Source organism: Actinomycetes bacterium (genome assembly GCA_024222295.1).
GTDB lineage: Bacteria > Actinomycetota > Acidimicrobiia > Acidimicrobiales > Microtrichaceae > JAAEPF01.
The window spans coordinates 163368-188271 of record JAAEPF010000023.1 but is presented as its reverse complement, the minus strand read 5'-3'; the positions used below and the strand labels follow the sequence as shown (position 1 = coordinate 188271).

Annotated in this window: 19 protein-coding genes and 1 tRNA gene; 10 read left to right on the top strand and 10 right to left on the bottom strand. The window is 68.0% G+C overall.

The annotated features are described in order from the left end of the window. Window positions 1-3: 3 nt before the first annotated feature. The 5 genes from GY812_06695 to GY812_06675 form a co-directional block, all read right to left on the bottom strand. Complete coding sequence (locus GY812_06695; protein ID MCP4435174.1) at window positions 4-1506, bottom strand: penicillin-binding protein 2; 1503 nt, start codon at window positions 1504-1506, stop codon at window positions 4-6. A 25-nt stretch (window positions 1507-1531) separates the two neighbouring features. Further along, window positions 1532-2776 carry an FtsW/RodA/SpoVE family cell cycle protein gene (locus GY812_06690; protein ID MCP4435173.1) on the bottom strand — a complete coding sequence of 415 codons (1245 nt, stop codon included), beginning with the start codon at window positions 2774-2776 and terminating at the stop codon, window positions 1532-1534. A gap of 95 nt (window positions 2777-2871) precedes the next feature. Then, on the bottom strand, window positions 2872-4257 hold the full coding sequence (locus GY812_06685) for a serine/threonine-protein phosphatase (protein MCP4435172.1): 1386 nt from the start codon (window positions 4255-4257) through the stop codon (window positions 2872-2874). Next, window positions 4254-4730, bottom strand: coding sequence for an FHA domain-containing protein (locus GY812_06680; protein MCP4435171.1), 477 nt, complete (start codon window positions 4728-4730; stop codon window positions 4254-4256). Before GY812_06680 ends, GY812_06685 begins: the two co-directional genes overlap by 4 nt. 9 nt (window positions 4731-4739) lie before the next feature. After that, complete coding sequence (locus GY812_06675) at window positions 4740-5402, bottom strand: DUF3662 domain-containing protein (protein MCP4435170.1); 663 nt, start codon at window positions 5400-5402, stop codon at window positions 4740-4742. A gap of 97 nt (window positions 5403-5499) precedes the next feature. On the opposite strand from GY812_06675, the gene GY812_06670 reads away from it, so the two are divergent. Then, window positions 5500-5586 (top strand) — tRNA-Leu (locus GY812_06670). Between the two features lie 29 nt (window positions 5587-5615). Here the strand turns inward: GY812_06670 and GY812_06665 are convergent. Then, window positions 5616-7220 carry a GMC family oxidoreductase gene (locus GY812_06665; GenBank protein MCP4435169.1) on the bottom strand — a complete coding sequence of 535 codons (1605 nt, stop codon included), beginning with the start codon at window positions 7218-7220 and terminating at the stop codon, window positions 5616-5618. Between the two features lie 279 nt (window positions 7221-7499). Here GY812_06665 and GY812_06660 point away from each other — a divergent pair, with 279 nt between their 5' ends. From GY812_06660 to GY812_06650, 3 genes are all read left to right on the top strand, one after another. Continuing rightward, window positions 7500-9728, top strand: coding sequence for an NADP-dependent isocitrate dehydrogenase (locus GY812_06660; protein MCP4435168.1), 2229 nt, complete (start codon window positions 7500-7502; stop codon window positions 9726-9728). An 82-nt stretch (window positions 9729-9810) separates the two neighbouring features. Next, on the top strand, window positions 9811-10293 hold the full coding sequence (locus GY812_06655; protein MCP4435167.1) for a cation:proton antiporter regulatory subunit: 483 nt from the start codon (window positions 9811-9813) through the stop codon (window positions 10291-10293). Next, window positions 10293-11504, top strand: coding sequence for a cation:proton antiporter (locus tag GY812_06650; protein ID MCP4435166.1), 1212 nt, complete (start codon window positions 10293-10295; stop codon window positions 11502-11504). The genes GY812_06655 and GY812_06650 overlap by 1 nt, the downstream gene beginning before the upstream one ends. A 16-nt stretch (window positions 11505-11520) precedes the next feature. Here the strand turns inward: GY812_06650 and GY812_06645 are convergent, their stop codons facing one another. Next, a complete protein-coding gene (locus GY812_06645) occupies window positions 11521-11949 on the bottom strand; it encodes a rhodanese-like domain-containing protein (GenBank protein MCP4435165.1) in 429 nt (142 codons plus the stop codon). A gap of 85 nt (window positions 11950-12034) precedes the next feature. Here GY812_06645 and GY812_06640 point away from each other — a divergent pair, with 85 nt between their 5' ends. From GY812_06640 to GY812_06630, 3 genes are all read left to right on the top strand, one after another. Continuing rightward, window positions 12035-12778 carry a hypothetical protein gene (locus GY812_06640; protein ID MCP4435164.1) on the top strand — a complete coding sequence of 248 codons (744 nt, stop codon included), beginning with the start codon at window positions 12035-12037 and terminating at the stop codon, window positions 12776-12778. Next, a complete protein-coding gene (locus tag GY812_06635) occupies window positions 12778-14376 on the top strand; it encodes a hypothetical protein (GenBank protein ID MCP4435163.1) in 1599 nt (532 codons plus the stop codon). The genes GY812_06640 and GY812_06635 overlap by 1 nt, the downstream gene beginning before the upstream one ends. Window positions 14377-14439: 63 nt before the next feature. Beyond that, window positions 14440-15531: a calcium/sodium antiporter gene (locus tag GY812_06630; GenBank protein MCP4435162.1), complete on the top strand. Its 1092-nt coding sequence runs from the start codon at window positions 14440-14442 to the stop codon at window positions 15529-15531. A 20-nt stretch (window positions 15532-15551) separates the two neighbouring features. Here the strand turns inward: GY812_06630 and GY812_06625 are convergent, their stop codons facing one another. From GY812_06625 to meaB, 3 genes are all read right to left on the bottom strand, one after another. Next, window positions 15552-16949 (bottom strand): wax ester/triacylglycerol synthase family O-acyltransferase, encoded by a 1398-nt coding sequence (locus GY812_06625; GenBank protein ID MCP4435161.1) that lies wholly within the window; start codon window positions 16947-16949, stop codon window positions 15552-15554. 79 nt (window positions 16950-17028) lie between these two features. Further along, a complete protein-coding gene (locus GY812_06620; GenBank protein ID MCP4435160.1) occupies window positions 17029-17733 on the bottom strand; it encodes a trypsin-like peptidase domain-containing protein in 705 nt (234 codons plus the stop codon). A gap of 97 nt (window positions 17734-17830) precedes the next feature. Then, the gene (gene meaB / locus GY812_06615; protein MCP4435159.1) at window positions 17831-18826 is read right to left on the bottom strand and encodes a methylmalonyl Co-A mutase-associated GTPase MeaB; all 996 of its coding nucleotides are present in this window, start codon (window positions 18824-18826) and stop codon (window positions 17831-17833) included. A gap of 83 nt (window positions 18827-18909) precedes the next feature. Here meaB and GY812_06610 point away from each other — a divergent pair, with 83 nt between their 5' ends. From GY812_06610 to GY812_06600, 3 genes are all read left to right on the top strand, one after another. Further along, window positions 18910-20163, top strand: a complete 1254-nt coding sequence (locus GY812_06610) for a DUF3089 domain-containing protein (protein MCP4435158.1) — start codon at window positions 18910-18912, stop codon at window positions 20161-20163. A 110-nt stretch (window positions 20164-20273) separates the two neighbouring features. Next, window positions 20274-23858, top strand: a complete 3585-nt coding sequence (gene nifJ, locus GY812_06605; protein MCP4435157.1) for a pyruvate:ferredoxin (flavodoxin) oxidoreductase — start codon at window positions 20274-20276, stop codon at window positions 23856-23858. Next, a complete protein-coding gene (locus GY812_06600) occupies window positions 23855-24892 on the top strand; it encodes a dihydroorotate dehydrogenase-like protein (protein ID MCP4435156.1) in 1038 nt (345 codons plus the stop codon). The genes nifJ and GY812_06600 overlap by 4 nt, the downstream gene beginning before the upstream one ends. Window positions 24893-24904: the final 12 nt, after the last annotated feature.

Here is a 24904-nt window from a genome sequence, read left to right as displayed (position 1 = left end):
CATTCACCTCACCAGCAGGGCGTTTGCCAGCACGTCACGGGCGATCGGCCCCGCGACACGGCCACCGGTCTGGTTGCTGGCGCCACTCACGTTGTTGACCACCACGGCCACCGCCACAGTCGGGTCCTGGCCCTCCGGACCCGCGAAGGCGATCATCCAGGCGTGTGAAGTGGCGGGGTCGGTACCGAGCTGGGCTGTGCCGGTCTTGGCACCCACATCCGCACCGGGAATCTGCAGCACCCTGGCAGTGCCGCCCTGCACCACTCCGATCATTGCCTCCGAGAGCGTGGCGGCGTTGCCATCGGTGAAGGCCCGACGCCAGGTGGCCGGCTCGTACGTCGACACCACCGAGCCGTCGCGTGCGCGCACGGTCGACATCACGTGCGGCACCATCACCTCGCCCCGGTTGGCGACCGCACCGGCCACCATCGCCATCTGCAGCGGTGTGGCCGCCACGTCGTTCTGGCCGATCGCCGTCTGGGCGAGCTTCGGGGCGTCTTCGTTGACGGGGGCTAGTCCATCGGGCCTCGACACGATGTCGCCGAAGTCGGTCGGGTAGAACGACTCCGCGGGGTTGGGCATGTCGATGGGCACCTCGGCGTTGAACCCCGCTGCCTCGGCCTGCTCGATCATCGGCGTCGCCCCGACCTGCTCGACACCCATCTGGGCGAACGACGTGTTGCACGAGCGGGCCATGATCGTGAGCAGTGTGCCGCCACAGGGCTGTCCGCCGAAGTTGCGGATAGGCCGCCTGGTGAGCGGCGGCGTGTACTCGGTGACGACTTCGTAGTCGGGTGAGTCCACCGTGACGGTGCCGGTCGCGAGTCCGGCGCCGGCGGTCAGCACTTTGTAGGTGGATCCCGGGAAGTAGCGCTCCTGGTAGGTGTGGGCGAGCAGTGGCTTGCCCTCAGCGATGTCGTAGAGGCCCTTCACGTCCGCGGCGCGCTGTGTCTCGTTGTCCGATATCAGGTTCGGGTCATAGCTCGGGTTGGAGTACATGGCGAGGATCGCTCCGTCGCGGGGGTCGATTGCGACGACCGAGCCCCGCTGGCCGGCGAGTGCGTCGCGGGCAACGGTCTGGAGGTCCTTGCGGACGGTCAACAGCACGTCGCCCTCGGACGACTCGGCGCTGAAGAAGTCGCTGAACTGCTTGAATTCGAGCGCTGCGGTACGGCCGGCCAGCTCGTCGTTGTACTGGCGCTCCACACCACTGGCTCCGAGGGAGAACGAGTAGTAGCCGGTGACATGCGCGAACAGTTCCCCGTCGGGGTACACCCGCTGGAACCGCAAAGCTGCGCGGCGCTCCTCGGAGGTGGCGAGTACTGCGCCGTCGGCGGAGATTATGTCGCCCCGCGGCTCGTTGAAGTCGCGCTGGAGCACCCGGGTGTTCTCCGGGCGGTCGTTGAGTGCCGTGGCCTGGAACACCTGCACCTGGTTGAGCTTCAGGAACAGCGCCAGGTAGAGCACCACGAACGCTATTCCGAGCCGACGGATCTGGCGGTTCACCGGTCGCCCTCGGGTTGGGTCGCCTTCACTGCGCCACCGCCGGCTGCGCTATCCGCCGCGATGCCTGGTCGGAGATGCGCATGAGCAGCGCCAACAACACATAGTTGGCCACGAGGGAGGAACCGCCGTAGGAGACGAACGGCAGCGTGATGCCGGTGAGCGGCAGCAGGCGGATCACACCGGCGATGATGATGAAAGCCTGCACCGCGATCAGGGTCGTGAGGCCGACCGCCAGCAGGGCCATGAACCCGTCACTGCACCTGCGTGCGATGCGTAGACCGCTGCCGGCCAACAGCAGGAACGCGCACAGGATCGCTGTGGAGCCGAGCACGCCCAGTTCCTCCGCGATGATCGCGAAGATGAAATCGGTCTCCTCGAACGGGATGCGACCCGCGATGCCGAGGCCTGGGCCCGTTCCGGTGGTGCCACCCCACGCGAGCGCGTAGGCGGCCTGCACGATCTGGTAGCCGGACCCGGAGGGGTCGGCCCACGGGTCGAGCCATATGTCGACACGCGTCTTCACGTGGTCGAACCGCGACCAGCTGAGCCACGCGCCGATTGCGAACAGGCCCCCGCCGGCGACGAGGTAGCTGACCCGGCCGGTCGCCACCCAGAGCATCACCACGAACAACACGAAGAACAGCAGCGCAGATCCGAGGTCGCGCTCGAAGATCATCACCACGAGGGCCACGCCCCACGCTCCGAGGATGGGAAAGAAGTGCCGCGGGTCGGGGATGTTGACCGGGCCGAGCCTGAACGTGGCGACGCCGAGCAACTCGCGTTTCTCCATCAGGTAGCCGGCAAAGAAGATGGCCAGCGCAATCTTGGCGAACTCTCCGGGCTGGAAGCTGACCGGGCCGATCTCGACCCAGATGCGCGCGCCGTTGATGTTGCGTCCGATGCCGGGCAGCAGCGGGAGCATCAGAAGCAGCAGGCCCACGAGCCCGAACGTGTACCGGTATCGCTGCAACACCTTGATGTCGCGCACCAGCACGAGGGTGAGGACGAATCCGGTGATGCCCACGAAGGTCCACGTGGCCTGCAGGGCGGCGAGGTCCTTGTCGAGGCGGGCGATGAACACGTAGCCGATGCCGTTGAGCAACGCCGCGATCGGCAACAGCAGTGCGTCGGCGGCAGGGGCCACCTTGCGGGTCACGATGTGGGCGATAACCACCAGCAGAAGCACGCCCGCGAGGAACGGGCCCACGTCGGCGGGTAGCGACGCGTTGCGACCCAGGCTCGCCAGCGCGTAGAGACCACCGACCACCATGAACGCCAGCAGCAGGAGGCCCAACTCGGTGGTGCGACGCCTCTTCGCGAGCGCGTCGACGACCACGTCGGGGGCCTTTGCGGTGGGGGCTGTCACTACCCTCCGCCAGTCGCCGGCGGCGCTGGGGCGCCGGCCGGTGCCATGACGGGCACCGTGGTGGTCGTGGTGGTCGTGGTCGTGGTCGTCGTGGTCGTGGTCGTCGTGGTCGTGGTGACCGTGAGGCTGTCGATTCGCGCGATTGCATCGGCCTCGTCGCTGAACGTGAGTCCTTCTTCCACCTTGCTCTGTGCGGCCGGGGTGAGGTCGGCCACGAGCTTGTCGGAGCTCTTCACGTACTCGGGCTGCAACCACAGCACGGGCGTGCCCCGGTAGAGCGCCACGTAGCCGTCGTCGTCCTCGCCCACGTACCAACCGCGACCGGCCGTGAAGAAGATCGCACCGACGGCCAGCGCGATCACCCCGAAGATCGCCACCACGAACGCCGCTGTACGCCAGCGTGCCGCCCGGCTTGCAGCCGCATCGGCGGCAGCCTGCGCAGCGATCAGCTCCTCGGACTCGCCGGTGGCCAACGCCGCAATGCCCTCGTCGCCCTGCAGCTCCTCCGGGGGCGGATCAGTCTGCGGGTCCGAGTCGGCCTGCGCATCCGGCGATGCGATCACGGCCATCACTGTTTCGGTATGAGGTCCGAGATCCTCTTCGGACAGGTCGACTGCCGGCGTGGTGATCTTGCGGAACCGGTCGCCGAGGGCGGCAGCATCGGCGCCGCTGCCAACCACGTCCACCACCACGGCAGTGGTGTTGTCTCGCCCACCGGCTGCGTCGGCCTCGGCCGCGAGGCGGCGGGCGGTCACATCTGCCGGCTCGCCCTCCGCGAGAAGCTCGGCGATGCGCTCGTCGTCGAGCTCGTTGGTGAGTCCGTCGCTGCAGAGCAGCAGTCGGTCGCCGTCTCGGGGCGACAGCAGCCAGGCGTCCACGGTCACCAGGGGTTCCACCCCGAGTGCCCGGGTAAGAACGTTGCGCTGCGGATGGGTAAGGGCCTCCTGCTCGGTGATCTGGCCTTCACGCACCAGCGACTCGACCAACGAGTGGTCTTCGGTCAGCTGGTTCATCTCGCCGGCAGCCAGCAGGTACACCCGGCTGTCGCCCACGTTGAGCACAGCCACCTCATCAGCATCGTCGCGGCGGATGAGCCCGACCACGCATACCGTGGTGCCCATCCCCCTCAGCTCCGGGTCTACGTCAGCCCGTTCGGAGATCTGGCGGTTGGCCCAGTGAACGGTGCGCACCAGGTCATCGAGTGACCGGCTGCCCTCCACCTCGGCGAGAGCTCCGACCGCGTCCGCCGATGCCACTGCTCCGCCCCGGTGCCCGCCCATGCCGTCGGCCACGACCGCCAGGCCGTCGGCAGCGAGGAGCGAGTCCTCGTTGGCGGCGCGCACCTGGCCGACAAGCGACGCCGAGCCGATGTCGAGGCGTATCAACGCAGCTCCAGGATCACGTTGCCGATCTGGATGCGGTCACCCAGGCGTGCCGGCATCTGGCCCACGGCGCGCACACCGTTGACCCACGTGCCGTTGGTGGAGCCCAGGTCTTCGGCGAACACCTGGCCCTCGCGCTGGAACACACGTGTGTGCACCTGCGACACGTACTGCTCGTCGAACTGGATCGTGCAACCGGACGACCGACCGATGGTGGTCTCGGGACCGATCGGGAACTCAGTGCCAGCCCGGTCCGCCGGCTCGATCACGGCCAACTTCGTGGGCACCACCGACTTGCGCGACGCGCGGGGCGATCTGGCGAGCGGCTTCGGTTGCACCGCAGCCTGCTGGGGAACCTCGGCCGCGACCTTCGGCGGACTCACCTCTGCCCACACGGCGCGCAGCACGCGGAGGAAGAACAGGTACAACAGGACCAGGAGACAGATCTTGAGGACCGTGAGCAGCTGCTCGGGCATCGCGAGACCCTACGACGCCTCGAAGTGCATGGCCGTGTTGCCGAAACGCACCTCGTCTCCATCGACGAGCTGGTGCGGGCCGACGATCTTCGTTCCGTTGACCCGCGTGCCGTTGGTGGAGCCCAGGTCGGTGACCACGAAGCCGTCTCCCGACGGTGCGATCTCGGCGTGGTTGCGGCTCACGTTGGGGTCGGCCAGCACGATCACCGAGTCGTGGTGACGGCCGATCGTGACTGCGTACTCGCCCAGTGGGACCCGGTCGCCGGTGGACAGGAGCAGCGAACCCGGCGGGGTGGCGCCCTCGCCCTCGACGAACCGGCCCTCGACGGTGAGTACGCCGCTGCGCACGGTGGAGTCGGCGTCGATGGCGACCTCGACCGGGCCCACGAACCCATATCCCTCGTCGCGGGCATGTTCCCTGGCGGCGTCGGCCAGCTCGCGAACAAGGGTTTGCTGGATGTCGGCGAACTGCTCGAGGTCCTGCTCGGCCACACCGAAGCGGTAGGCGTTGGGCACGATCGTGGCACCGCTGACCGAAACCGACCGGTGACCGTCCATCTCGCGGACCAGCTTCCGGCCGAACTCCACCGGCTTCAGCCCGCCTCGGAAGATCCGCGAAACGGTGCCTTCGACGGCGCGTTCGAGTCGGTTCTCGAATCCACGGATGCCCATACGAACACGTTAGCTGTGGGCCGCCTGCAGCCCGCCGTCGCACCGCAAGGCGGTTGGGGCGCCGTAGAGGGCCCGCGCTAACCTCGGCTCTCCACTCGCGCGAGTGGCGGAATTGGCAGACGCGCAGGATTCAGGTTCCTGTGTCCGCAAGGACGTGAGGGTTCAAGTCCCTCCTCGCGCACCACCCAGCCACCGGTTACAGCTCGTGGAGGCTCAGAAGAGCACATCCACGTCGTTGGCCACGATGTGGGCGGCGTTGCGCTCCGCCAGCGCTGCGATGGTGAGCGACGGATTCGCACAGGCGGTCGATCCGGGGATGAGCGCACCGTCGTTCACGTAGAGCCCGGGTTGGTCCATCACCCGGCCGTACGCATCGCACACCTTTCCGATCACCGCACCTCCGAGTGGGTGGTAGGTCGCCGGGTCCCGGGCAGTCATGTCGATCGATGTGAGCGTGCCCGCAGCTCTGCCCCACCGGGCGATCCGGCGTCGAGCCATTGCGAGGGAGGCGCCGTGTGCTTCCGGTGGGAACCTGAGGCGGGCCTCGTCGCGTCGGGGGTCATAGGTGAACCGGCCGTGGCCATCGGGGATGAAGATCCCGACCACCTCCATCGCGTTGGCCTCGAATGGCAACGGGATGGGGCCGAACAGCACCGCCACCGGTCCTTCGGGATCGTCGAGGTCGTAGCTGGCGATGCTGGCGGGCCCACCCTGGAAGGTGCCGGTGGGCTGGTCGAGGATCTGGGTGGTCAACAGGTCGCCGTTGGTCGACCACCAGGCGCCCGTGTCGTCGGGCAGGTCCGGGATGTCGCCCAGTGCTGCGGCGCGCACGAGGAGCTTCGTCGTGTTGGCCGAACCGGCGCAGAGGAAGAGGGCGTCCGACGTGATCTCCACGAACTCCTGGACCACGCCGTCGGTGTCCAGCCGGTCGGTCGAGACGACCCATGTACCGTCGCCGCCGCGCTGGACGCGTTGGACCTGGTGTTGCGCCAGCAGTTCCACCCGCCCGGTTGCCTCGGCCGCGGGGATGTAGTTCGTGTCCAGTGACCTCTTGCCCGGACCGTTGGCGCCGTAGATCACGTCGCCTCTCGAGATGACCGCAGGCAGCTCGCCGCGCAGCTCGCGGCGGACCACGTCCCAGTCGACCGGCATCGGCGTTCGGGTCGCTTCCGGCAGGCCGGCGTCACGCACGATGTCCATGAACAGGCGGCTCGAGGAGTACCTGGTTGAGGCGAGCACGTCGTCGGGCAGCGGAGACGCGCCGAGGGCGTCGATCACCATCGGATACCAGCGCTGGTCGAATTCGTCGTAGTCGAGGGCACCGGGCATCACCCGGTCGAACAGGTCACTGCGCGGTTGCACCGACATGCCGTGGTACGGCACGGACCCGCCACCAACCGCGGCTGCGCACATGACGTCCATTCCGTCGCCCGGGATTCGCTCTAGCAGCCCGGTGTAGCGCTGCCACGGAGGGGCCGGGAACAGCTTCTCGGTGGCGGTGTTGGCTTCGCTCAGCCAGGAGACCCTGCGGTCCGGAGCAAACATCGTGGGGAAGGCACCACGCGTGCCACTGGCCCAGCGCTTTCCGCGCTCCACGAGCGTCACGTCCACGCCCCGCTGTGCGAGGCGGAGGGCGGTCACGGCACCGCCGAATCCGGTTCCGACCACGACCACACGCCTGCGTTCGCTTCGCTGGGTGGCATCAGGAGAGACAGGACCCGGCCGCGGTGGCGCGCATGCGGCGGCAAGGACGCCACCGCTCAGCGCCGCTCCCGCGCCGAGCACGCTTCTTCGCGTGAAACGGTCTCTTGCCGCCATGTTGTCGAACCCCCTACGGAGCACCGCACTGTAGACACTGGTGAGACCGCGCCCAGCGTCAGCTGATTCCGGGAGGCACCGGCGGCAGGTGCGGCTCGATCACGGTGACCATCAACTCGTTCGTCCTCGACTCGCCGCCCAGGTGCTCGGCGCCCCGGGCGATCGCTCCGGCTCGGGGTTCGGCGCCCGCGCGCCATAGAGTGGCTCGGCCCGCAAAGCGGCAGCCGCGTCCCACGGCGGCCGCCCCGACACGACTGCGCGAAAGCACCGAGGACCCCAATGAGCGTCTCCGCCGGCACGATCATCTACACCATCACCGACGAGGCCCCCGCCCTCGCAACCCGGTCGCTACTACCGGTGATCGAGGCCTTTTCAGGGGTGGCCGGCGTGTCGGTCGAGACCCGTGACATCTCCCTGGCCGGGCGTGTGCTCGCCACCTTCCCCGAGGCGCTCACCGACGAGCAGCGCATCGCCGATGACCTCGCCGAGCTGGGCGAGCTCGTGAAGCAGCCCGAGGCCAACGTCATAAAGCTGCCCAACATCTCCGCCTCGGTCCCACAGCTCGTGGCAACCATCGAGGAGCTTCGCTCGAAGGGCTACGACGTGCCCCTCTACCCCGAGGAGCCCTCGACCGCCGAGGAAGAGGACATCAAGGCCCGCTACGACAAGGTGAAGGGCAGCGCCGTCAACCCCGTGCTGCGTGAGGGCAACTCCGACCGGCGCGCACCCGGGTCCGTGAAGTCATATGCACGCAGCCACCCGCATTCGATGGGCGAGTGGAGCGGCGATTCGCGGACCAACGTGGCCACGATGGGCGCCGACGACTTCCGCTCCAGCGAGCAGTCGGTGACCATCGAGGCCGATGACACACTGCGCATCGAGTTGGTCACCGACTCGGGCACCACAGTGCTCAAGGAGTCGGTGCCCGTGCTTGCCGGCGAGGTGGTCGACTCCACCGTGATGCGCGTCGACGCGCTGCGCTCCTTCCTCGCCGAACAGGTCGAAGCTGCGCGGCAGTCCGGCGTGCTGCTGTCGGTGCACCTCAAGGCCACGATGATGAAGGTCTCCGACCCGATCATCTTCGGCCACGCAGTCATGGCCGTGTGCGGCGACGTGTACCGCGAGCACGCCGCCACCTTCGAACGCCTCGGCATCGACCCCGACAACGGCCTCGGAGACCTGGAAGCGAAGATCGCCGACCTAACCGAGGCGGAACGCTCTCCGATCGAAGCCTCGCTCGCCGCCGCGCTCGAGGCAGCGCCGCCGCTCGCGATGGTCGACTCGGACCGTGGCATCACCAACCTGCACGTGCCGAGCGACGTGATCATCGATGCCTCCATGCCGGCGATGATCCGCACGTCCGGACAGATGTGGAACGCAGAGGGCGACCAGCAGGACACACTCGCCGTCATCCCCGACTCCAGCTATGCCGGTGTGTACCAGGCCGTCATCGACGACTGCCGTGCCAACGGCGCCTATGACCCCACCACCATGGGTTCTGTGCCCAACGTGGGCCTCATGGCGCAGAAGGCCGAGGAGTACGGCAGCCACGACAAGACCTTCGAGATCGGGGCCGCCGGCACCGTGCAGGTGGTGGACGGGTCGAGCACCGTGCTCATGTCCCACGATGTGAACGAGGGCGACATCTGGCGGGCCTGCCAGACGAAGGACGCTCCCATCCGCGACTGGGTTCGCCTCGCGGTCAGCCGTGCCCGCGCCACCGGGTCACCTGCGGTGTTCTGGCTCGACTCCACCCGCGCACATGACGCCCAGCTCATCGAGAAGGTCAACGCCTACCTCCCCGAGCACGACACCGATGGCCTCACCATCGAGGTGTTGGCCCCGGTCAAGGCAACCGCGTACTCCCTCGAGCGGATCCGCCGCGGCGAGGACACGATCTCGGTCACCGGCAATGTGTTGCGCGACTACCTCACCGACCTGTTCCCGATCCTCGAGCTGGGCACCAGCGCCAAGATGCTCTCCGTCGTACCTCTCATGAACGGCGGCGGCCTGTTCGAGACCGGCGCGGGCGGTTCGGCCCCGAAGCACGTGCAGCAGCTCGTGGCCGAGAACCACCTTCGGTGGGACTCACTCGGGGAGTTCCTGGCCCTCGCCGCGAGCCTGGAGCACCTCGCCGAGTCGTTCGGCAACCCGGTGGCCAGGGTCCTCGGCGCCGCACTCGACGGTGCGACGGGTCGCTTCCTGGAGGAAGGCCGCTCACCGTCGCGCAAGGTCAACGAGCTCGACAATCGGGGCAGCCACTTCTACCTCGCCATGTACTGGGCCCGGGCTCTGGCCGACCAGGGCGACGATCAGGCGATCGCCGAGCGCTTCGCGCCGATCGCCTCAGCGATGGAGCAAGCCGAGCAGGTGATCGTCGACGAGCTCAACTCCGTGCAGGGCGATCCGGTCGACCTCGACGGATACTTCTACCCCGATCCAGGGCGCGCGACCGCTGTCATGCGCCCGAGCGCGACGCTCAACGCGATAGTCGACGACATCAGCTGACTGGGCGGCCGCGAGGCCTGGTAACGCTTGTTGGCAACCCCGGGTGCCCAGGTGGGCGTATCTTCTCATCGGAGGTCCACCCATGACCGAGATCGACGAGACCGAACTGCCAGGGATTGGCATCAGGCGCGAGTTCACCACCCGTGGGGGTAAGCGCCTGGGTGTCATCGCCAACCGAACCGGCAAGCACGACCTGCTGCTGTATGACAGCGACGACCCCGACATGTGCAGCACGGTCGTTCCCCTTGACGAGCGCGACACCGACGTGCTTGCGGAACTGCTCGGCGCCACCAGCGGTGTCAGTGACGCCGCGTCGACGCTCATAAACCTCGAAGGAATCGCGATCGACTGGGTGGGCATCGACGCCGGCTCGGAGTTCGCGGGCAAGACCATCGGTGAGGCCGAAATCCGCAGCCGCACGGGAGCGAGCATCGCCGCCGTGCTGCATCGCGGGGACTCGGTGCCCGACCCCGGCCCCGACACCGTGCTCACCGCCGGCGCCCAGGTCGTCGCTGTGGGCACACCCGGTGCGGTCGAGCAGCTGGCGGAGCTCCTCGGCGCTTGATGCTCGCAGCCACGACCTCAGAGGTCGCGAGTTCGTTCCTCGAGTTGGGTCTCAACCTGCTCGTGCTGGCTGCCCTCGCCTTCGTCGCGGCCAAGCTTCACATCAGCCCGATCCCTCTCTACCTGCTCGCGGGAATCCTTGCCGGCATCGGCGGACCGCTGTCGCTCGACGACTCGGGGCAGTTCGCCGCACTCGGGGCCGAGATCGGGGTGCTGTTGCTGCTGTTCATGCTCGGGCTGGAGTACACACCGCGCGAGCTGACCTCGGCGCTGCGACGCGGAGCCGTTGGTGGCGGGTTCGACCTCGTCGTCAACGGTGTCCCCGGAGTGCTCGCAGGGCTGCTGCTGGGCTGGGATCCAGTAGCCGCGATCCTGCTGGGTGGCGTGACCTACATCTCCTCCTCGGGGGTCATCGCCAAGTTGGTCGGCGACCTCGGACGGATCGGCAACCGCGAGACGCCCCACGTCCTGACCCTCCTGGTCCTCGAGGACCTGGTCATGGCTGTCTACCTGCCGGTGGTGGCCGTGCTGCTGGTCGGCACGTCGATGAGCGAGGGCGCTCTCGACGTTGCCGTCGCCCTGGCCGTCGTTGCCACGATCCTGATCGTGCTGGGCCGCTTCGGCGAGGACATCGGAGAGCTGCTCCACCGGCGCAGTGGGTCGGTGGGCGACGAAGTCGTCCTGCTGTCGACGTTCGGGGCCGTGTTGCTCGTGGCCGGACTCGTCCAGCAGGTGGACGTGTCGGCGGCCGTCGGGGCGTTCCTCGTGGGGGTGGCCATATCCGGGCCCGCGCAACGGCGCGCAGCCGACGTGATCAGCCCGCTGCGCGACCTTTTCGCCGCGATCTTCTTCTTCGCGTTCGCACTCGGGATCGACACCGAGACCCTCCCGCCCGTGCTGCCCGCAGCCATCGCCCTGGCCGCGGTGGGTGTGATCACCAAGATGGCCACCGGCTGGGTGGTGGCCGCGCGAGCGGGTGTGGGCATCGACGGCCGATGGAGGGCAGGCACCACCCTCATCGCGCGCGGTGAGTTCTCGATAGTGATCGCCGGGCTCGGAACCGCTCAGGCGGTCGAGTCCGACCTGGGCCCACTGGCCGCTGCCTACGTGCTGGTACTTGCCGTGATCGGGCCGCTCATGGCCCGGCCGTCGAAGGCACCGAGGGTGCTGCGTCGACTGCTTGTGCGCCCACAGCCCAAGACGTCGGTCTGAGGGCCGGCGGCGCCGTTCAGCCGGAGGTGCTCGGCCAGCCCGCGGCCTCCATGTCGGTCAGGCCGCCGCCGTCCCACACGTCGAGTCCGGCCTCGGACATCGACTGAGCGGCAACAGCAGAGCGGTTGCCGCTGCGGCAGTACACGACGTACTCGCCGCTGGGGTCGAGTTCGGCAATGCGTTCGGCGAAGGTCGGGTCCTGCACATCGATCAGATCCGCGTCGGTGACGTGAGCAACCGCGTACTCCTGCGGCGTGCGCACATCAATCACGGTGCGGTCCTGGGCCAGCGCCTGTTCTGCGGCCGGCACCCCGGGCGACGGCACATCCGACCCGGCGCCGGACGATTCGTCGTCGCTCGAACAGCCGGCGACTACGAGAGCAAAACCAGCCAGCGCAAGCAGAAACAGTCGGATGACACCTCGGAAAGCAGTAAGCTGATTTATACCCCCTAGGGTATCAGGTCATCCGGGTCGTTGTGGTACCACACCCGCTCGGGGCAGACTCAGGACCCCGCAAGCATCTGAGCCAATGCCCGACGACAACGATCCCACCCCAGACGAACACACACCCCCCGACGAACACCGACGGCTGATCCCCGGGTGGCTGGTGCCACTGCTGATCGGCCTCGTCACCATCACCGCAGGTGTGGTCACCTGGCGTGCCGGCCAGCTGGCGTCAGCGGCAGCGTTCGAGGACCGCCAGTCGGTCGGCCAGACGATCACCCAGCAGCAGCAGGTCAGCGAGGCAGGCCTCGCGACCATCAACGACTCCGTGGCGTATGTGTCATACGTGGCCGACTTCGCCGAGGCCGCCGCCCTCGACGACCTGGCGGCCGAGGCAGAGGAGCAAGGTCTCGCCGAGGTCGCTGCACGCCTTCGGGACCAAGCAGACGACGAACGCACCGCCGCCACCGGTGAGGCACAGGCAGTCGGCGTGTTCGGCGACCAGACACTCCTCGCGCAGATCGTCGCTGACCCCACCGAGCCGGTGCCGTTCGACTTCGACCAGGCCCTCACCGAGAACGAGGCCGCCGTCAGCACCGGGATCACCTCACCGGGAGTGCTCGACCCCGACGGATGGGCCACCCAGGCCGACACCACACGCAAGCAGGTGCGGTCGCTGCGCGTGGCCGCCCTGCTGCTCCTGCTCGCCGTGGTCGCCTACACAGTTGCGGAGCTGACGCCCCGCATCGTCACCCGCCGGGCGATGTTCGCCGTCGGTTCGGTCATCTACATCGTCGTGTCGGTCACGACGTTCTCACTGGTGTTCTGATGGTCGACGACGAGCAGAACCAGCCGGGCGACCAGGAGCCACAGGCCACGCCGGCCGAGAGGCGATTCAAGCGACGCATCGGCATCTCGCTGGCCACCCTCGCGGTACTCGGGGCGTGGATCGCGGTGCTGGCCACCAACGCCGCAACCAACGAGTCCACCGCGGCCCGCCAGGCCACGAGGCTGGCCTCGGAGTCACAGACCGCTGACGTGCTGTCAAAGGGCGTCAACACCGGCCTCGACCAGGTCGACGCGGAACTGGAGCTGCTGACGATCCGCCCGGTGTTCGGCGACGCAGCAACGGTCACCGAGGAATACGGAGTTGCCACTGACCCCGACCGGGCGGCGCAACGCCAACAGCAAGCAGCGGACAGCCTGGAAGAGGCTCTCGGTGGCGACGGCACGGTCGCGGCCGAGCTCGAGATCAGCGCCAACGAGCTGTCGCTCGAACAACAGCTCACGGTGGAGCAGCGCGTGAGCTGGAACGCGAAGGCGTCCCAGTACGAGACGGTCCTGACCGTGCTGGCAGTGGCGATCTTCCTGGTGGGCTTCACCCTCGTGCTGGGCCGCAAGCTCCGGCCACCCGTTGCCGTACCGGGCCTCATCCTCGCCGTCATCTGCGCCGGCTGGGCACTGCAGATCTACTACAAGCCCACCCCCGAGGTCGCGGCCGAATCCATCAGCGCCACAGCCAAGGGCCAGTACCTGTTGGGCACCGGTGCCGCGCAGGAGGCCATCGACGAGTACGACGAGGCCCTCGAAGCCACTCCGGACTACGTCGAGGCCCTGCAGGCGCGCGCCCTCGCCCGGATGGCGCTTGCGAACCCGGACCTGCTCACCACGCTTGCGTTCACCGACACCTCGACCGAAGTATTCGATGCCGTGGAGGCCGACATCGCCGCTGCACTGGCCGCCGGCGGCGATGAGGACCCGCTGTTGCTCGCCGTAGCCTCGATCGCGGCGGTCGGCGAAGCCGACTGGGACAAGGCGGCAACGCGGATCGAGGAGGGCATCGCCCTCAACGAGCTGGCCGCGGAGCTGTACCTGTGGCGATCGGCCGTGGCCGTCGCGCAGGGTGATGCCGAGGCGGCGGAAGAATGGTTGGAGGAGGCCGTGACGCGTTTCGGCGATGTGGGAGTCGAGCGCGGCCGCTCGCTGGCGGCGCAGTACATCACCCTGCTCGAGCACGTTGCGGCAACCACGCCCGATCAAGCTGATCTGGCGGCGGAGTTCACCAGCGACCTTGTCGCTGCCCTCACTGCGAACCGTTCCGACCGCGCCGGCACCGACGCTTCGCCGGATGCCCGCATCGCCAGCGCGACGGCCTCGTACGACGAGGGCATCACCTCGGTCAACGTGCAGCTCGAAGGGCTCGATGAGCAGGACACGATCGTGATCGCCGGGTACGAGAACCCGGGCGGCGATGCCGGCTGGGTGCAGCCCGAGGAGATCTACTACATCGGCCCGCCCACATCCGGCGACGGCGCTTCCTTCCAGACTCCGCGTTCATGCGTGGCGACCGAGTACCGCTTCGACCTCTACGTCGAAGGAAGCTTGCGCGACACGATCACCGTGCCGGGTGCCGCGGCCACCTGCTGAGCAGGCTCCGACGCCATTCGAGGTCTGGGTGGACCGGCATCGAGCGTGGCAGGGTGATGAGCCATGACCTGGGTGCTGCTCATCCTGGGCTTCGTCGTGCTGATCGGCGGGGCGGAGTTCCTCGTGCGGGGAGCCGGCCGGGTCGCGGTGCGCTTCGGGCTGTCTCCGATTGTCGTGGGTCTCACAGTGGTGGCGTTCGGCACCAGCGCACCCGAGCTGGCGGTGTCGGTCAGCTCCGCGTTTAAGGGGCAGACCGGGCTCGCTGTCGGAAACGTGATCGGCTCCAACATCGCCAACGTGCTGTTGGTGCTCGGCGCATCAGCCGCGCTAGGAGGCGGACTGATCGTGGCCGCAAAGATCGTCCGGATCGACGTACCTCTGATGATCGCCGCCTCGTTCGCGGTGCTGCTGATGTCACTCAACGGTTCGATCGGCAGGATCGAGGGCGGGCTGTTGTTCCTGGCGATTGTCGCCTATGTGACGTGGACGGTGCGCAGCGCCCGGACGGCGTCGGCTGCAGTAGTTGCTGAGTACGAGGACGAGTACGGCGAGTCGGGGGGTGAACCGCTCTGGGTCGACATCCTCTTCGTGCTCGGGGGAGTCGGAGCGCTCGTGCTGGGCTCGACCTGGCTGGTCAACTCGGCGCGCGAGATCGCAGTCGACCTGGGTGTGTCAGACCTCGTGGTCGGCCTCACCGTGGTGGCGATCGGTACCAGCGCGCCGGAACTGGCCACCTCGCTCGTCGCGGCTGCGAAGGGCGAGCGCGACATCGCCGTCGGAAACGCTGTCGGCTCCAACCTGTTCAATCTGCTGAGCGTGCTGGGAGTGACCGCCCTCGTGGCACCTGACGGACTGCCCGTGAGCGACGAAGCCCTGCAACTCGACATGCCGATCATGGTCGCGGTGGCTGCGGCCTGCCTGCCCGTCTTCTTCAAGGGGTTCTCGATCACGCGCACCGAAGGCGCATTCTTCCTCGCCTACTACGTCGCCTACATCGTGTTCCTGGTGCTCGACCAGACGGGCAGTGGCCTGCGGGACCCCTTCGCGATCGTGATGGGCGTCTTCGTGATCCCACTCACTCTCGTGACCCTCGGCGTCATCGCGTGGCAGGCGTGGACCCGTCCGTACGAGCCACCCGAAGAGATCCGGGCCTGAATGCCGTGGGTGGTCCGCGGTCAGCCGAGCGCACTCTCGAGATCGCCGAAGGCCCGCGAGATGCTGTCCGCCAGCTTCGGCAGGTCTGCCATGCCATCGCGGTCGGCGGTGAGCCCGAAGTGCAGCACGCCTTCGTAGGAGACGACGCCGATGGTGAGACCCTCGCCGTCGATCACCTCCACATACGGGTAGGTCTCGAGCACCTTCGCACCGAACATCCAGAGCGGCACCGGCGGCCCGGGCACATTGGTGATCACCAGGTTCATCGGGATCTGCCGGCTCACGACACGGGCCAGCTCTGGTGCCACGAGTGAGAACTCGCCCGCAGCCTCCACGATGCGCTCGGCGCCATCGGCCATCCCCGAGTCCTTCAGTGCATCGGTCTGCGAGCTGATCGCCTCGAGGCAGAGCACGGGGTCGGATTCGTGCACGGGCAGATCGACCACGATCAACGACACCGAGTTGCCGAGCTCACCGCGCTCTTCGTCGGGCCGCCGCGAAACGGGCACCATCGCCTTGAGCGCGCGGTCATGGTCGAGATCCTCGCCGCGATCGGCCATGAACGACCGCAGAGCCGTTGTGCACGCTGTCAGCACCACGTCGTTGAGCGTGACCTTCACAGGAGCCGCCCTGCGGATACGGCCAACCTGCTCGATCGACGCGGTGGCATCCACCCAGCGGCGGTGCGAGCTGACCTCGGTGTTCCAAGGGGCCGGGCGGGGCCGGTCCTGGAAGGTGAGCGCCGTCGACGCCACGTCACCCAGCATGCTTGCGAACGCCCGCGGGTTGCGAACCGCAGTTGTGAGGTTGCGTATCAGAGTCGCCGGCCGGGTGATCTGCTCGGCCACCGCCTCGACCAGCAGCTCGCGATCCGACGGAGGTTCATTGGGCACCCAGGTGGGGGCCGCCGGCGGCGGCTCGGGGTCCGGTTCGAAGTCGACCAGTGCCATCGCAAGATCGACGGTGGCGATACCGTCGCCGACGCAGTGGTGGATCTTGCTGATCTGCGCGACGGTGCCATCCTCGAGTCCGTCGACCAACCAGAACTCCCACAGGGGGCGCGTGCGGTCGAGTGGCTGAGACTGCAGCCTGCCCATCAGGTCGAGCAACTGTTCGCGCGTTCCCGGCCGCGGCAGGGCAGTGAGGCGCATGTGGTAGTCGAGGTCGAACCGGTCGTCGTCGACCCACACCGGCCGGCCCTGCCTGAAGGGCACCATGCGGATCCGCTGGCGCATGCGCGGCACGCGATGAAGGCGATCGGAGACCGCCCCCCTGAGCTCCTCCATGCGGATCCGGCCGGATGCGTCCCGCAACGGCTCACCCTCGAGGATGGTCAGCGAGCCGACGTGCTGGGGTTCGTGAGGAGTCTCGATGTAGAGGAACGCGGCATCGGTGGCCGTGAGTCGCTCGTGTGCCATGGGGCCTCCGCAGGTAGCTGTAGGCACAATTTTCCCACGCGCGGTGGACGTGTGCGCCCAGAACTCGAACCGGACCCGTTCAGCAGGATGCCCGAGGACCTTCTGGGCGATCGAGCACGTCACCGATCGGATACGCCACCGCCCAACCGGTGCCCGGGTCCCGGGCAACGATGAGTCCGACCGCGCGACCTTCCACATCGACCACGACACCGCCCGAGATGCCCTGCTGCACCGGAACGTCGACGAGCAGCACATCGCTCACCGAACCCCACCCGCTGCGCGCCTCGATGGCGGCGACGTTGCCGTCCGAAACGGTCCAGCTGCCCCGGGGGAAGCCGGCCAACACCACGGGATCGCCGACGGACGGAAGCGGCCCGGCCACGAGCCCACTGCCCGCCGACGGGGACAGTCCCGTCAGATCGACCGCCGCGGCATCACGGTCAGCCAGGTAGCTCGACACCAGGCCATCGGCAACGCCCATGCGGCCACCGCTCACCTGCGCTGTGGCCGCACCCCGCACGACATGCGCGTTCGTGAAGCCGCTCGGGCTGCCGTCGCGGTCGAGCACCGTCACGGTTCCCTGGCGGTGGACCCCGCAGGCCCGCACATCGGCGCGCAACACCGATCGGGACAACAAGTCCTGCATCTCGGTCGGCGCGAGGGGCGACACCTGCTGCTGTTGACCCGCCGCCAGATCGGGCGCAGTCACCCAGTAGACGCCGGTGCCCAGCAATACGCCCGCAAGCGCAGCAAGCAACGTGTCCCTCACGTGTCGCCCAGCCATCACAAAAGGGAACACCCACGGCTCAGCGCCCGCAAGTGGAACGCGCAGGGCGATTGTTCCCGGGCCGGCCCGGAGGGGGCCGGCGCCTACCCCAGGGTCAGCCCTGGCGCACCCGTAGGTACAAGTTCCACACCGCCTCCGCAGCAGTGGTCGGGGTGGAGCGACCAGCGCGCACTTCGCGTTCCATCCGCTCGAGTTCCGCAGTGACTTCCGCCGTGTCGCTCAGGTCGGCCTGCAACCTGTCGCGGAGCATCGACCACATCCACCGCACCTGCTGGCCGCGCCGCTTGTCCTCGAGCTCGCCGGTCTCGGTGAGCTTGCGCCGGTGCAGCTCCACCTGTGCCCAGAGCTCGTCCAGGCCCAGGTCGTCGAGCCCGGAGCATGTGAGCACCGGAGGGGTCCACGTCGGTGTGGCCGGCGTCATCATGTGTAGCGCGAGCCGGTAATCGGCCGCCGCGCGCTCTGCACGCTGTGCGTTGTCGCCGTCGGCCTTGTTGACGGCGATCAGGTCGGCCAGCTCGAGCACGCCCTTCTTGATGCCCTGCAGGTCGTCGCCAGCGCCCGCCAACATGAGCACGCAGAAGAAGTCGACCATGTCGGCCACGACGGTTTCGGACTGGCCGACACCCACCGTTTCCACCAGCACCACATCGAAGCCGGCTGCCTCGCACAACACGATCGTCTCGCGGGTCGCACCGGCCACCCCGCCGAGCGAGTCCCCCGCGGGAGATGGGCGGATGAACGCGTCGGGATCGGTTGCCAGTCGCTCCATCCGGGTCTTGTCGCCGAGGATCGAGCCGCCGGTACGCGAACTCGTGGGGTCCACGGCCAGCACCGCCACCCGCTTGCCCGAACCGGTGAGATTCACCCCCAGCTGGTCGATGAAGGTCGACTTGCCGACGCCTGGTACCCCAGTGATCCCGACGCGGTGGGCGCCACCCGAGCGGGGCAGCAGTTCGGTGAGCACGCGCTGTGCCAGGTGACGGTGCTCGGGATGACTCGACTCGACCAGCGTGATCGCCTTTGCGAGCACCGCCGGGTCGGCCGAGGTGACTCCCTCGACGTACTGCGTTGCGGTGAGCTGTCCTACCATTCCGTGCCGAGGCTACCGATACGGTCGGTGTGCGACGGAACCTGCTGGGCACCACCGCCCAGCATTGGGCAATACTGCGGGCCATGAACCGCACCCTCCTCCGAGCCATCGGCTCACTCTTGGCCGCGCTGGCACTCATCGGCGCCGCATGCTCCAACGACAGCAACGACAGTTCTTCCTCCTCGACCACGGCCGCCACCTCGGACGCCGACTCGACCGACACCGCCGAGCAAAGCGACGAAGAGTCCGGCGAGTCGGATTCCTCAACTGATACCGCATTCACCGAACCGGCAGTGAGCGCCACCTACTCGGACCTCTCCGTATGGCTGTGTCACCCCGACAAAGACGGGGATAGCTGCGACATCGACCTCGACTCCACACTGATCGCACCCGACGGCACCCAGAGCGTCGAGCCGTTCGAGCCGGCAACCGACCCGCCGATCGACTGCATCTACTACTACCCGACGATCTCCACCGACCCCGGCGCCAACTCGGACCTCGACCCGGGCGAGTCCGAGATCGGCATCACACAGAACCAGGCGGCTCGCTTCGCCGAAGTCTGCAACGTGTACGCACCCGTCTACCGCCAGACACCTCTCACTGCGATGTTCTCCGGCATCGAGGCGCGGGAGTCCGGCACGGCAACCACGCTGCCGGCCGACGATCCCGCCAACCCGCGCAACATCGCCTACGGCGATGTGCGCGATTCCTTCATGCACTACCTGGCCACGAAGAACGAGGGCCGCCCCTTCGTGCTGATGGGCCACTCCCAGGGTGCCGGGCACCTCAACCGCCTGATCTCCGAGGAGATCGATGGCAACGACGAGCTACGCGACCAGATGCTCTCCGCACTTCTGATCGGCTCCTCGGTGACCGTGGACGGTGGTGACAACGACAGCTTCGAGAACGTCGCCGGCTGCAGCTCACCCAACGAGACCAACTGTGTGATCTCCTACGCCACCTTCTACGAAGCCGAGCCGCCGCCGGACAACAGCTTCTTCGGCCGGCCCCGCGACGGCGGTGGCCGGGCTCTGTGCAACAACCCGGCTGCACTGTCGGGCGGGGCAGCCAACCTCTCCAGCTACTTCGAAGCCGGTCACGCCCCCGACTCACCGGCGGTCGGCACGCCATGGGTCCATTACACCGAGTTGCTCGAGGGCGAATGCGTGTCCAACGAGGACTTCGATTGGCTCCAGGTGACACCGTCCACCGCACCCGGGCTGCCCCAGGAACTGGGCGGCCGTCTCACACCCGAGTGGGGCACCCATCTGGCCGACGTCAACTTCACGATCGGTGACCTGATCGAGGTCGTGCGCACCCAGTCCGGCCAGGCCTGACGCTCGTAGAACCCTGGGAACGAAAAACCCGCCTTTGTGGGGTCAACGAGCCTGTTGCCCTTGGCAGACTGTCACCGCTGACATCCAGCAACGGCCGAAGGGACTCTGAGATGGCGCCTCTGGTGATCATGGACGGCAACGAAGCCGCCGGCCGCGTCGCCCACCGGCTCAGCGAGGTCGTGGCCATCTACCCGATCACGCCCGCATCGCCGATGGGAGAGCTGGCCGACACACTCAGCTCGCGCGGCACCACCAACCTGTGGGGTGACGTTCCCAAGGTGATCGAGATGCAGAGCGAGGGCGGAGCCGCCGGCACGCTGCACGGGGCACTTCAGGGCGGGGCGCTGGCCACCACGTTCACCGCCAGCCAGGGCCTGCTGCTGATGCTGCCCAACATGTACAAGGTCGCCGGCGAACTCACCCCGGCGGTGATCCATGTGGCTGCCCGCGCGATCGCCACACACGCGCTGTCGATCTTCGGTGACCACGGCGACGTGATGGCCACACGGGGCACCGGCTGGGCGATCCTGCACGCTGCCTCCGTGCAGGAGGCACAGGACATGGCGCTCGTGGCCCACGCGGCCACGCTGCGGTCCCGCGTTCCGTTCATCCACGCGATCGATGGCTTCCGCACCAGCCACGAACTCGCCGGTGTGGAGGTGCTCGACGACTCGGTGCTTGGGGCACTCGTGCCCGGCGACCTGGTCGACGAGCACAGGTCGCGCTCGCTATCCGCGGCCGATCCGGTGCTGCGCGGTACCGCCCAGAACCCCGACGCGTTCTTCCAGTCACGCGAGGCCTCCAACCCATTCCACGACGCAACCGCCGCAACGGTTTCCGAGGTACTGCAGGAGTTCGGCGAACTCACCGGCCGCCGTTACGGAATCGTGGAGTACCACGGCCACGACGAACCGGCAGAGGTCGTGGTCGTGTCGGGTTCAGGAGTGTGGGCGGCACGCAAGGCAGCCGACGCTCTCAACGCCGAAGGCCGCCGGTGCGGAGTCATCCACGTCCGCCTGTTCCGCCCGTTCCCCATCGACGCACTGGCCGATGTACTGCCCGCCTCGGTGAAGGCCGTCGGTGTACTCGACCGGTGCAAGGAGCCCGGCGCAGCGGGCGAGCCCCTGCTGGTCGACACGACCATGGCGCTCGCCACAGCAGCACAGGACGGCCGTCTGCGCGGCCCGCTGCCACGGATCATCGGCGGCCGCTACGGGCTGGGATCCAAGGAGTTCACCGCCGCCATGGCGGCGTCGGTGTTCGACTCGCTGGCGAACGACAACACCTCGGGTCCCTTCACCGTGGGCATCACCGACGACGTCACAAGGCTCTCGCTCGACTACGACCCCGACCGCTTCGAGGAGAGCACGGACGTGCGGCGCGCAGTGCTGGTGGGACTCGGGTCAGACGGCACTGTCGGCGCCGCGAAGAACGCCTGCAAGATCGTGTCCGAAACCCGCGGCGAGCATGCCCAGGGCTACTTCGTCTACGACTCCAAGAAGTCGGGCGCCGTGACCGTGTCGCACCTGCGTTTCGCGGACCGCCGTCTCGACGCGCCATGGCTGATCCGCGGCGCCCACTACGTGGGCATCCACCAGTTCTCACTGCTTGACCGCCTCGACGTGCTCGAACTCGCCGCTCCGGGCGCCACGGTCGTCATCAACAGCCCCCATGGTGCCGAGTGGACCTGGGCCCACCTGCCCTCCGAGGTACAGGCGCAGATCCGAGACCGCGAGCTCGCCGTGCACGTGATCGACGCGGCGAAGGTGAGCCGTGAAGCCGGTCTCGGCGGGATCGTGTCCACCGTCATGCTCACGTGCTTCGTGGAACTGGCCGGCCTGGTGTCGTCCACCGGCAGTGACCAGCAGGAGGCAGCCGCAGCCATCAAGGCCGCAATCGAGCGCGACTACGGAAAACTCGGCGAGTCGGTGCTGCGCCCCAACTACGCAGCCGTCGACGCGGCGCTCGGATACCTGGAACCCATGAACGTGCCTGCCGAGGACGAAGTCGAGCCCGGCCAGGCAAGGTCGGCTCTGGTCGGCCCGGACGCCCCCGACTTCATCCAGCGTGTGACGGCCGAATTGATGGCAGGCCATGGCGACAAGCTGCCCGTGAGCGCGTTCCCACCCGACGGCACCTACCCGCTCGGCACCACGAAGTACGAAAAGCGCGCCATCGCCGCCGAGGTACCCGTGTGGGAACCGGACCTCTGCATCGACTGCGGCAAGTGCGCTGTGATCTGCCCGCATGCGGCAGTGCGCACCAAGGCATACAAGCCCGAGTCCCTCGCTGGCGCGCCCGCCTCGTTTCTGGCCAAGGACGCCAAGTTCTTCGACGGCCACAAGCTCACCGTGCAGGTCTACCCCGACGACTGCACGGGCTGCGGACTGTGCGTGGAGGTCTGCCCTGCTCGTTCCCGCGAGAAGCTGAAGGTGAAGGCGCTCAACATGGTCGAGTGGGCCGATGCCGCTGGCGCCCAGCGCGAAGCCACCGGCTTCTTCGAGGCCCTGCCCGACACGCCACCGGCTGAAGCCGATCCGCTCACCACACGGGGCATCCAGCTGCGCGAGCCGCTGTTCGAGTTCTCCGGCGCCTGTTCGGGCTGCGGCGAAACGCCCTACCTGAAGCTGCTCACCCAGGTGGCCGGCGACCACATGGTGGTGGCCAATGCGACCGGCTGCTCGTCGATCTACGGCGGCAACCTGCCCACCACGCCATGGGCGAAGAACAGCAACGGCCGCGGCCCGGCATGGTCCAACTCGCTGTTCGAGGACAACGCAGAGTTCGGCCTCGGCATCCGCCTGGCACTCGACCAGCGGACAGCCACGGCCCGGCGTCTGGTCGGCGAGCTCGGCTCCGTCATCGGTGACGACCTCGCGACCGGCCTGCTCCACGCCGACCAGTCCGATGACGCCGGACGCGGCGCCCAACGCGAGCGGGTCGCTGCGCTTCAGGCGGCCCTGCGCGACTCCGGCGAACCCGGCGCCGCCACACTGCGCACCCTGGCCGACGATCTGGTGGACACTGCGGTGTGGATCGTGGGTGGCGACGGCTGGGCGTACGACATCGGCTTCGGCGGACTCGACCACGTGCTCGCCTCGGGGCACAACGTGAACGTGCTGGTGATGGACACAGAGGGCTATTCGAACACCGGGGGTCAGGCCTCCAAGGCGACGTTCCGCTCGGCGGTGGCCAAGTTCGCCTCCGGGGGCAAGGAGCAACGCAAGAAGGACCTCGGCATGCTCGCCGCCGGCTACGGCAACGTCTACGTGGCGCAGATCGCGCTCGGCTCCAACGACCTCCAGTCGGTGCGCGCCATCCAGGAGGCACAGGCGTATGAAGGGCCATCACTTGTGCTCGCCTACAGCCACTGCATCGCGCATGGCATCGACATGGGCCGCGGTGCCGAGTACCAGAAGCTGGCCGTGAAGTCCGGCTACTGGCCGTTGTGGCGCTTCGACCCTCGCCATGCGCACCGCGGCGACCACCCCCTTCGGCTCGACTCGAAGGCACCCAGCGTGCCCTTCTCCGAGTTCGCAATGTCGCAGACCCGGTTCTCCCTGCTGCAACGCACCAACCCAACCGCAGCCGAGCGCCTCTTTGCCCTGGCCCAGCACGACATCGACGAGCGATGGAACCTCTATGAGCAGATCGGTGAGATGGAACGCTGGGCGGACGACGAGGTGACGCCATGAACCCCACGCCATCGCCCGGCCCCCGATCCGACGCCGACTTCGACCTGCACACCGACTACCTGGGCCTCGAGCTGGCATCACCAGTCGTGGCGTCGTCATCGCCGCTGGGTCGCGACATGGACTCGCTACGCGACCTCGAAGCCGCGGGCGCGGGAGCCGTCGTGCTGCCCAGCCTCTACGAGGAAGAAGTCGAACAGGACGCCCAGACGCTCCAGAACCTGCTGCACCAGGGTGCTGACGCGTTCGTGGAGGCAGCCACCTACATCCCCGAGATGGACGAGTACCGCACCGGCCCCACCCCCTACCTGCGCCACCTCGAGGCCGCGGTGGAGGCTCTGGCCATCCCGGTGATCGGATCGCTCAACGGCATCACGCCGGGCGGCTGGACCGAGTACGCAGCGATGATGGGCGACAGCGGCGCAGCCGCGATCGAAGTCAACCCCTACCTCGTGGCAGCAGACCCGACCGTGACGCCCGACGAGGTGGAACGCCGACTCATCGACCTCGTCAGCCAGGTATGCGCCGCAGTGGAAGTGCCGGTGGCGGTGAAGTTGTCGCCATGGTGGTCGGCGCTGGCCAACCTGGCCGGGCTGCTGGTGGAGGCGGGGGCATCGGGGCTCGTGCTGTTCAACCGGTTCGTGCAGCCCGACATCGACCTCGACAACCTGTCGGTGGTCGACGACGTGAACCTGTCCTCGCCGGCGGAGATACTCCTGCCGATGCGCTGGACCGCATTGCTGCGCGACCAGGTCGATTGCTCGATAGCGCTGAGCGGCGGGGTCCACGACGGCGACGCTGCCGCCAAGGCCGTGCTCGTGGGAGCCGACGTGGCGATGAGCACGTCGGCGCTGCTCCGCCACGGCCCCGGGTTTGCCTCGGTGATCCGCGACGGCCTGGCCCGCCGCCTCACGAACCACGGCTACGAGTCGATCCGCCAGGCCCGTGGCGCAATGAGTGCCGGCAACGTGCCCGACCCGGAAGCCTTCGAGCGGGCCTGGTACCGCCACGCCCTCACGACCTACACCGACGACTGAGCGGACCGCTCT

Excerpts from the sequence above, each read along its gene's own strand:
- GY812_06650 (MCP4435166.1), top strand. The coding sequence starts at position 10,293 with ATGCTCGCAGCCACGACCTCAGAGGTCGCGAGTTCGTTCCTCGAGTTG.
- GY812_06675 (MCP4435170.1), bottom strand. The coding sequence starts at position 5,402 with ATGGGCATCCGTGGATTCGAGAACCGACTCGAACGCGCCGTCGAAGGC.
- GY812_06640 (MCP4435164.1), top strand. The coding sequence starts at position 12,035 with ATGCCCGACGACAACGATCCCACCCCAGACGAACACACACCCCCCGAC.
- GY812_06610 (MCP4435158.1), top strand. The coding sequence starts at position 18,910 with ATGAACCGCACCCTCCTCCGAGCCATCGGCTCACTCTTGGCCGCGCTG.
- GY812_06600 (MCP4435156.1), top strand. The coding sequence starts at position 23,855 with ATGAACCCCACGCCATCGCCCGGCCCCCGATCCGACGCCGACTTCGAC.
- GY812_06630 (MCP4435162.1), top strand. The coding sequence starts at position 14,440 with ATGACCTGGGTGCTGCTCATCCTGGGCTTCGTCGTGCTGATCGGCGGG.
- GY812_06680 (MCP4435171.1), bottom strand. The coding sequence starts at position 4,730 with ATGCCCGAGCAGCTGCTCACGGTCCTCAAGATCTGTCTCCTGGTCCTG.
- nifJ (MCP4435157.1), top strand. The coding sequence starts at position 20,274 with ATGGCGCCTCTGGTGATCATGGACGGCAACGAAGCCGCCGGCCGCGTC.
- GY812_06620 (MCP4435160.1), bottom strand. The coding sequence starts at position 17,733 with ATGGCTGGGCGACACGTGAGGGACACGTTGCTTGCTGCGCTTGCGGGC.
- GY812_06660 (MCP4435168.1), top strand. The coding sequence starts at position 7,500 with ATGAGCGTCTCCGCCGGCACGATCATCTACACCATCACCGACGAGGCC.
- GY812_06665 (MCP4435169.1), bottom strand. The coding sequence starts at position 7,220 with ATGGCGGCAAGAGACCGTTTCACGCGAAGAAGCGTGCTCGGCGCGGGA.
- GY812_06655 (MCP4435167.1), top strand. The coding sequence starts at position 9,811 with ATGACCGAGATCGACGAGACCGAACTGCCAGGGATTGGCATCAGGCGC.
- meaB (MCP4435159.1), bottom strand. The coding sequence starts at position 18,826 with ATGGTAGGACAGCTCACCGCAACGCAGTACGTCGAGGGAGTCACCTCG.
- GY812_06690 (MCP4435173.1), bottom strand. The coding sequence starts at position 2,776 with ATGGTGGTCGGTGGTCTCTACGCGCTGGCGAGCCTGGGTCGCAACGCG.
- GY812_06635 (MCP4435163.1), top strand. The coding sequence starts at position 12,778 with ATGGTCGACGACGAGCAGAACCAGCCGGGCGACCAGGAGCCACAGGCC.
- GY812_06625 (MCP4435161.1), bottom strand. The coding sequence starts at position 16,949 with ATGGCACACGAGCGACTCACGGCCACCGATGCCGCGTTCCTCTACATC.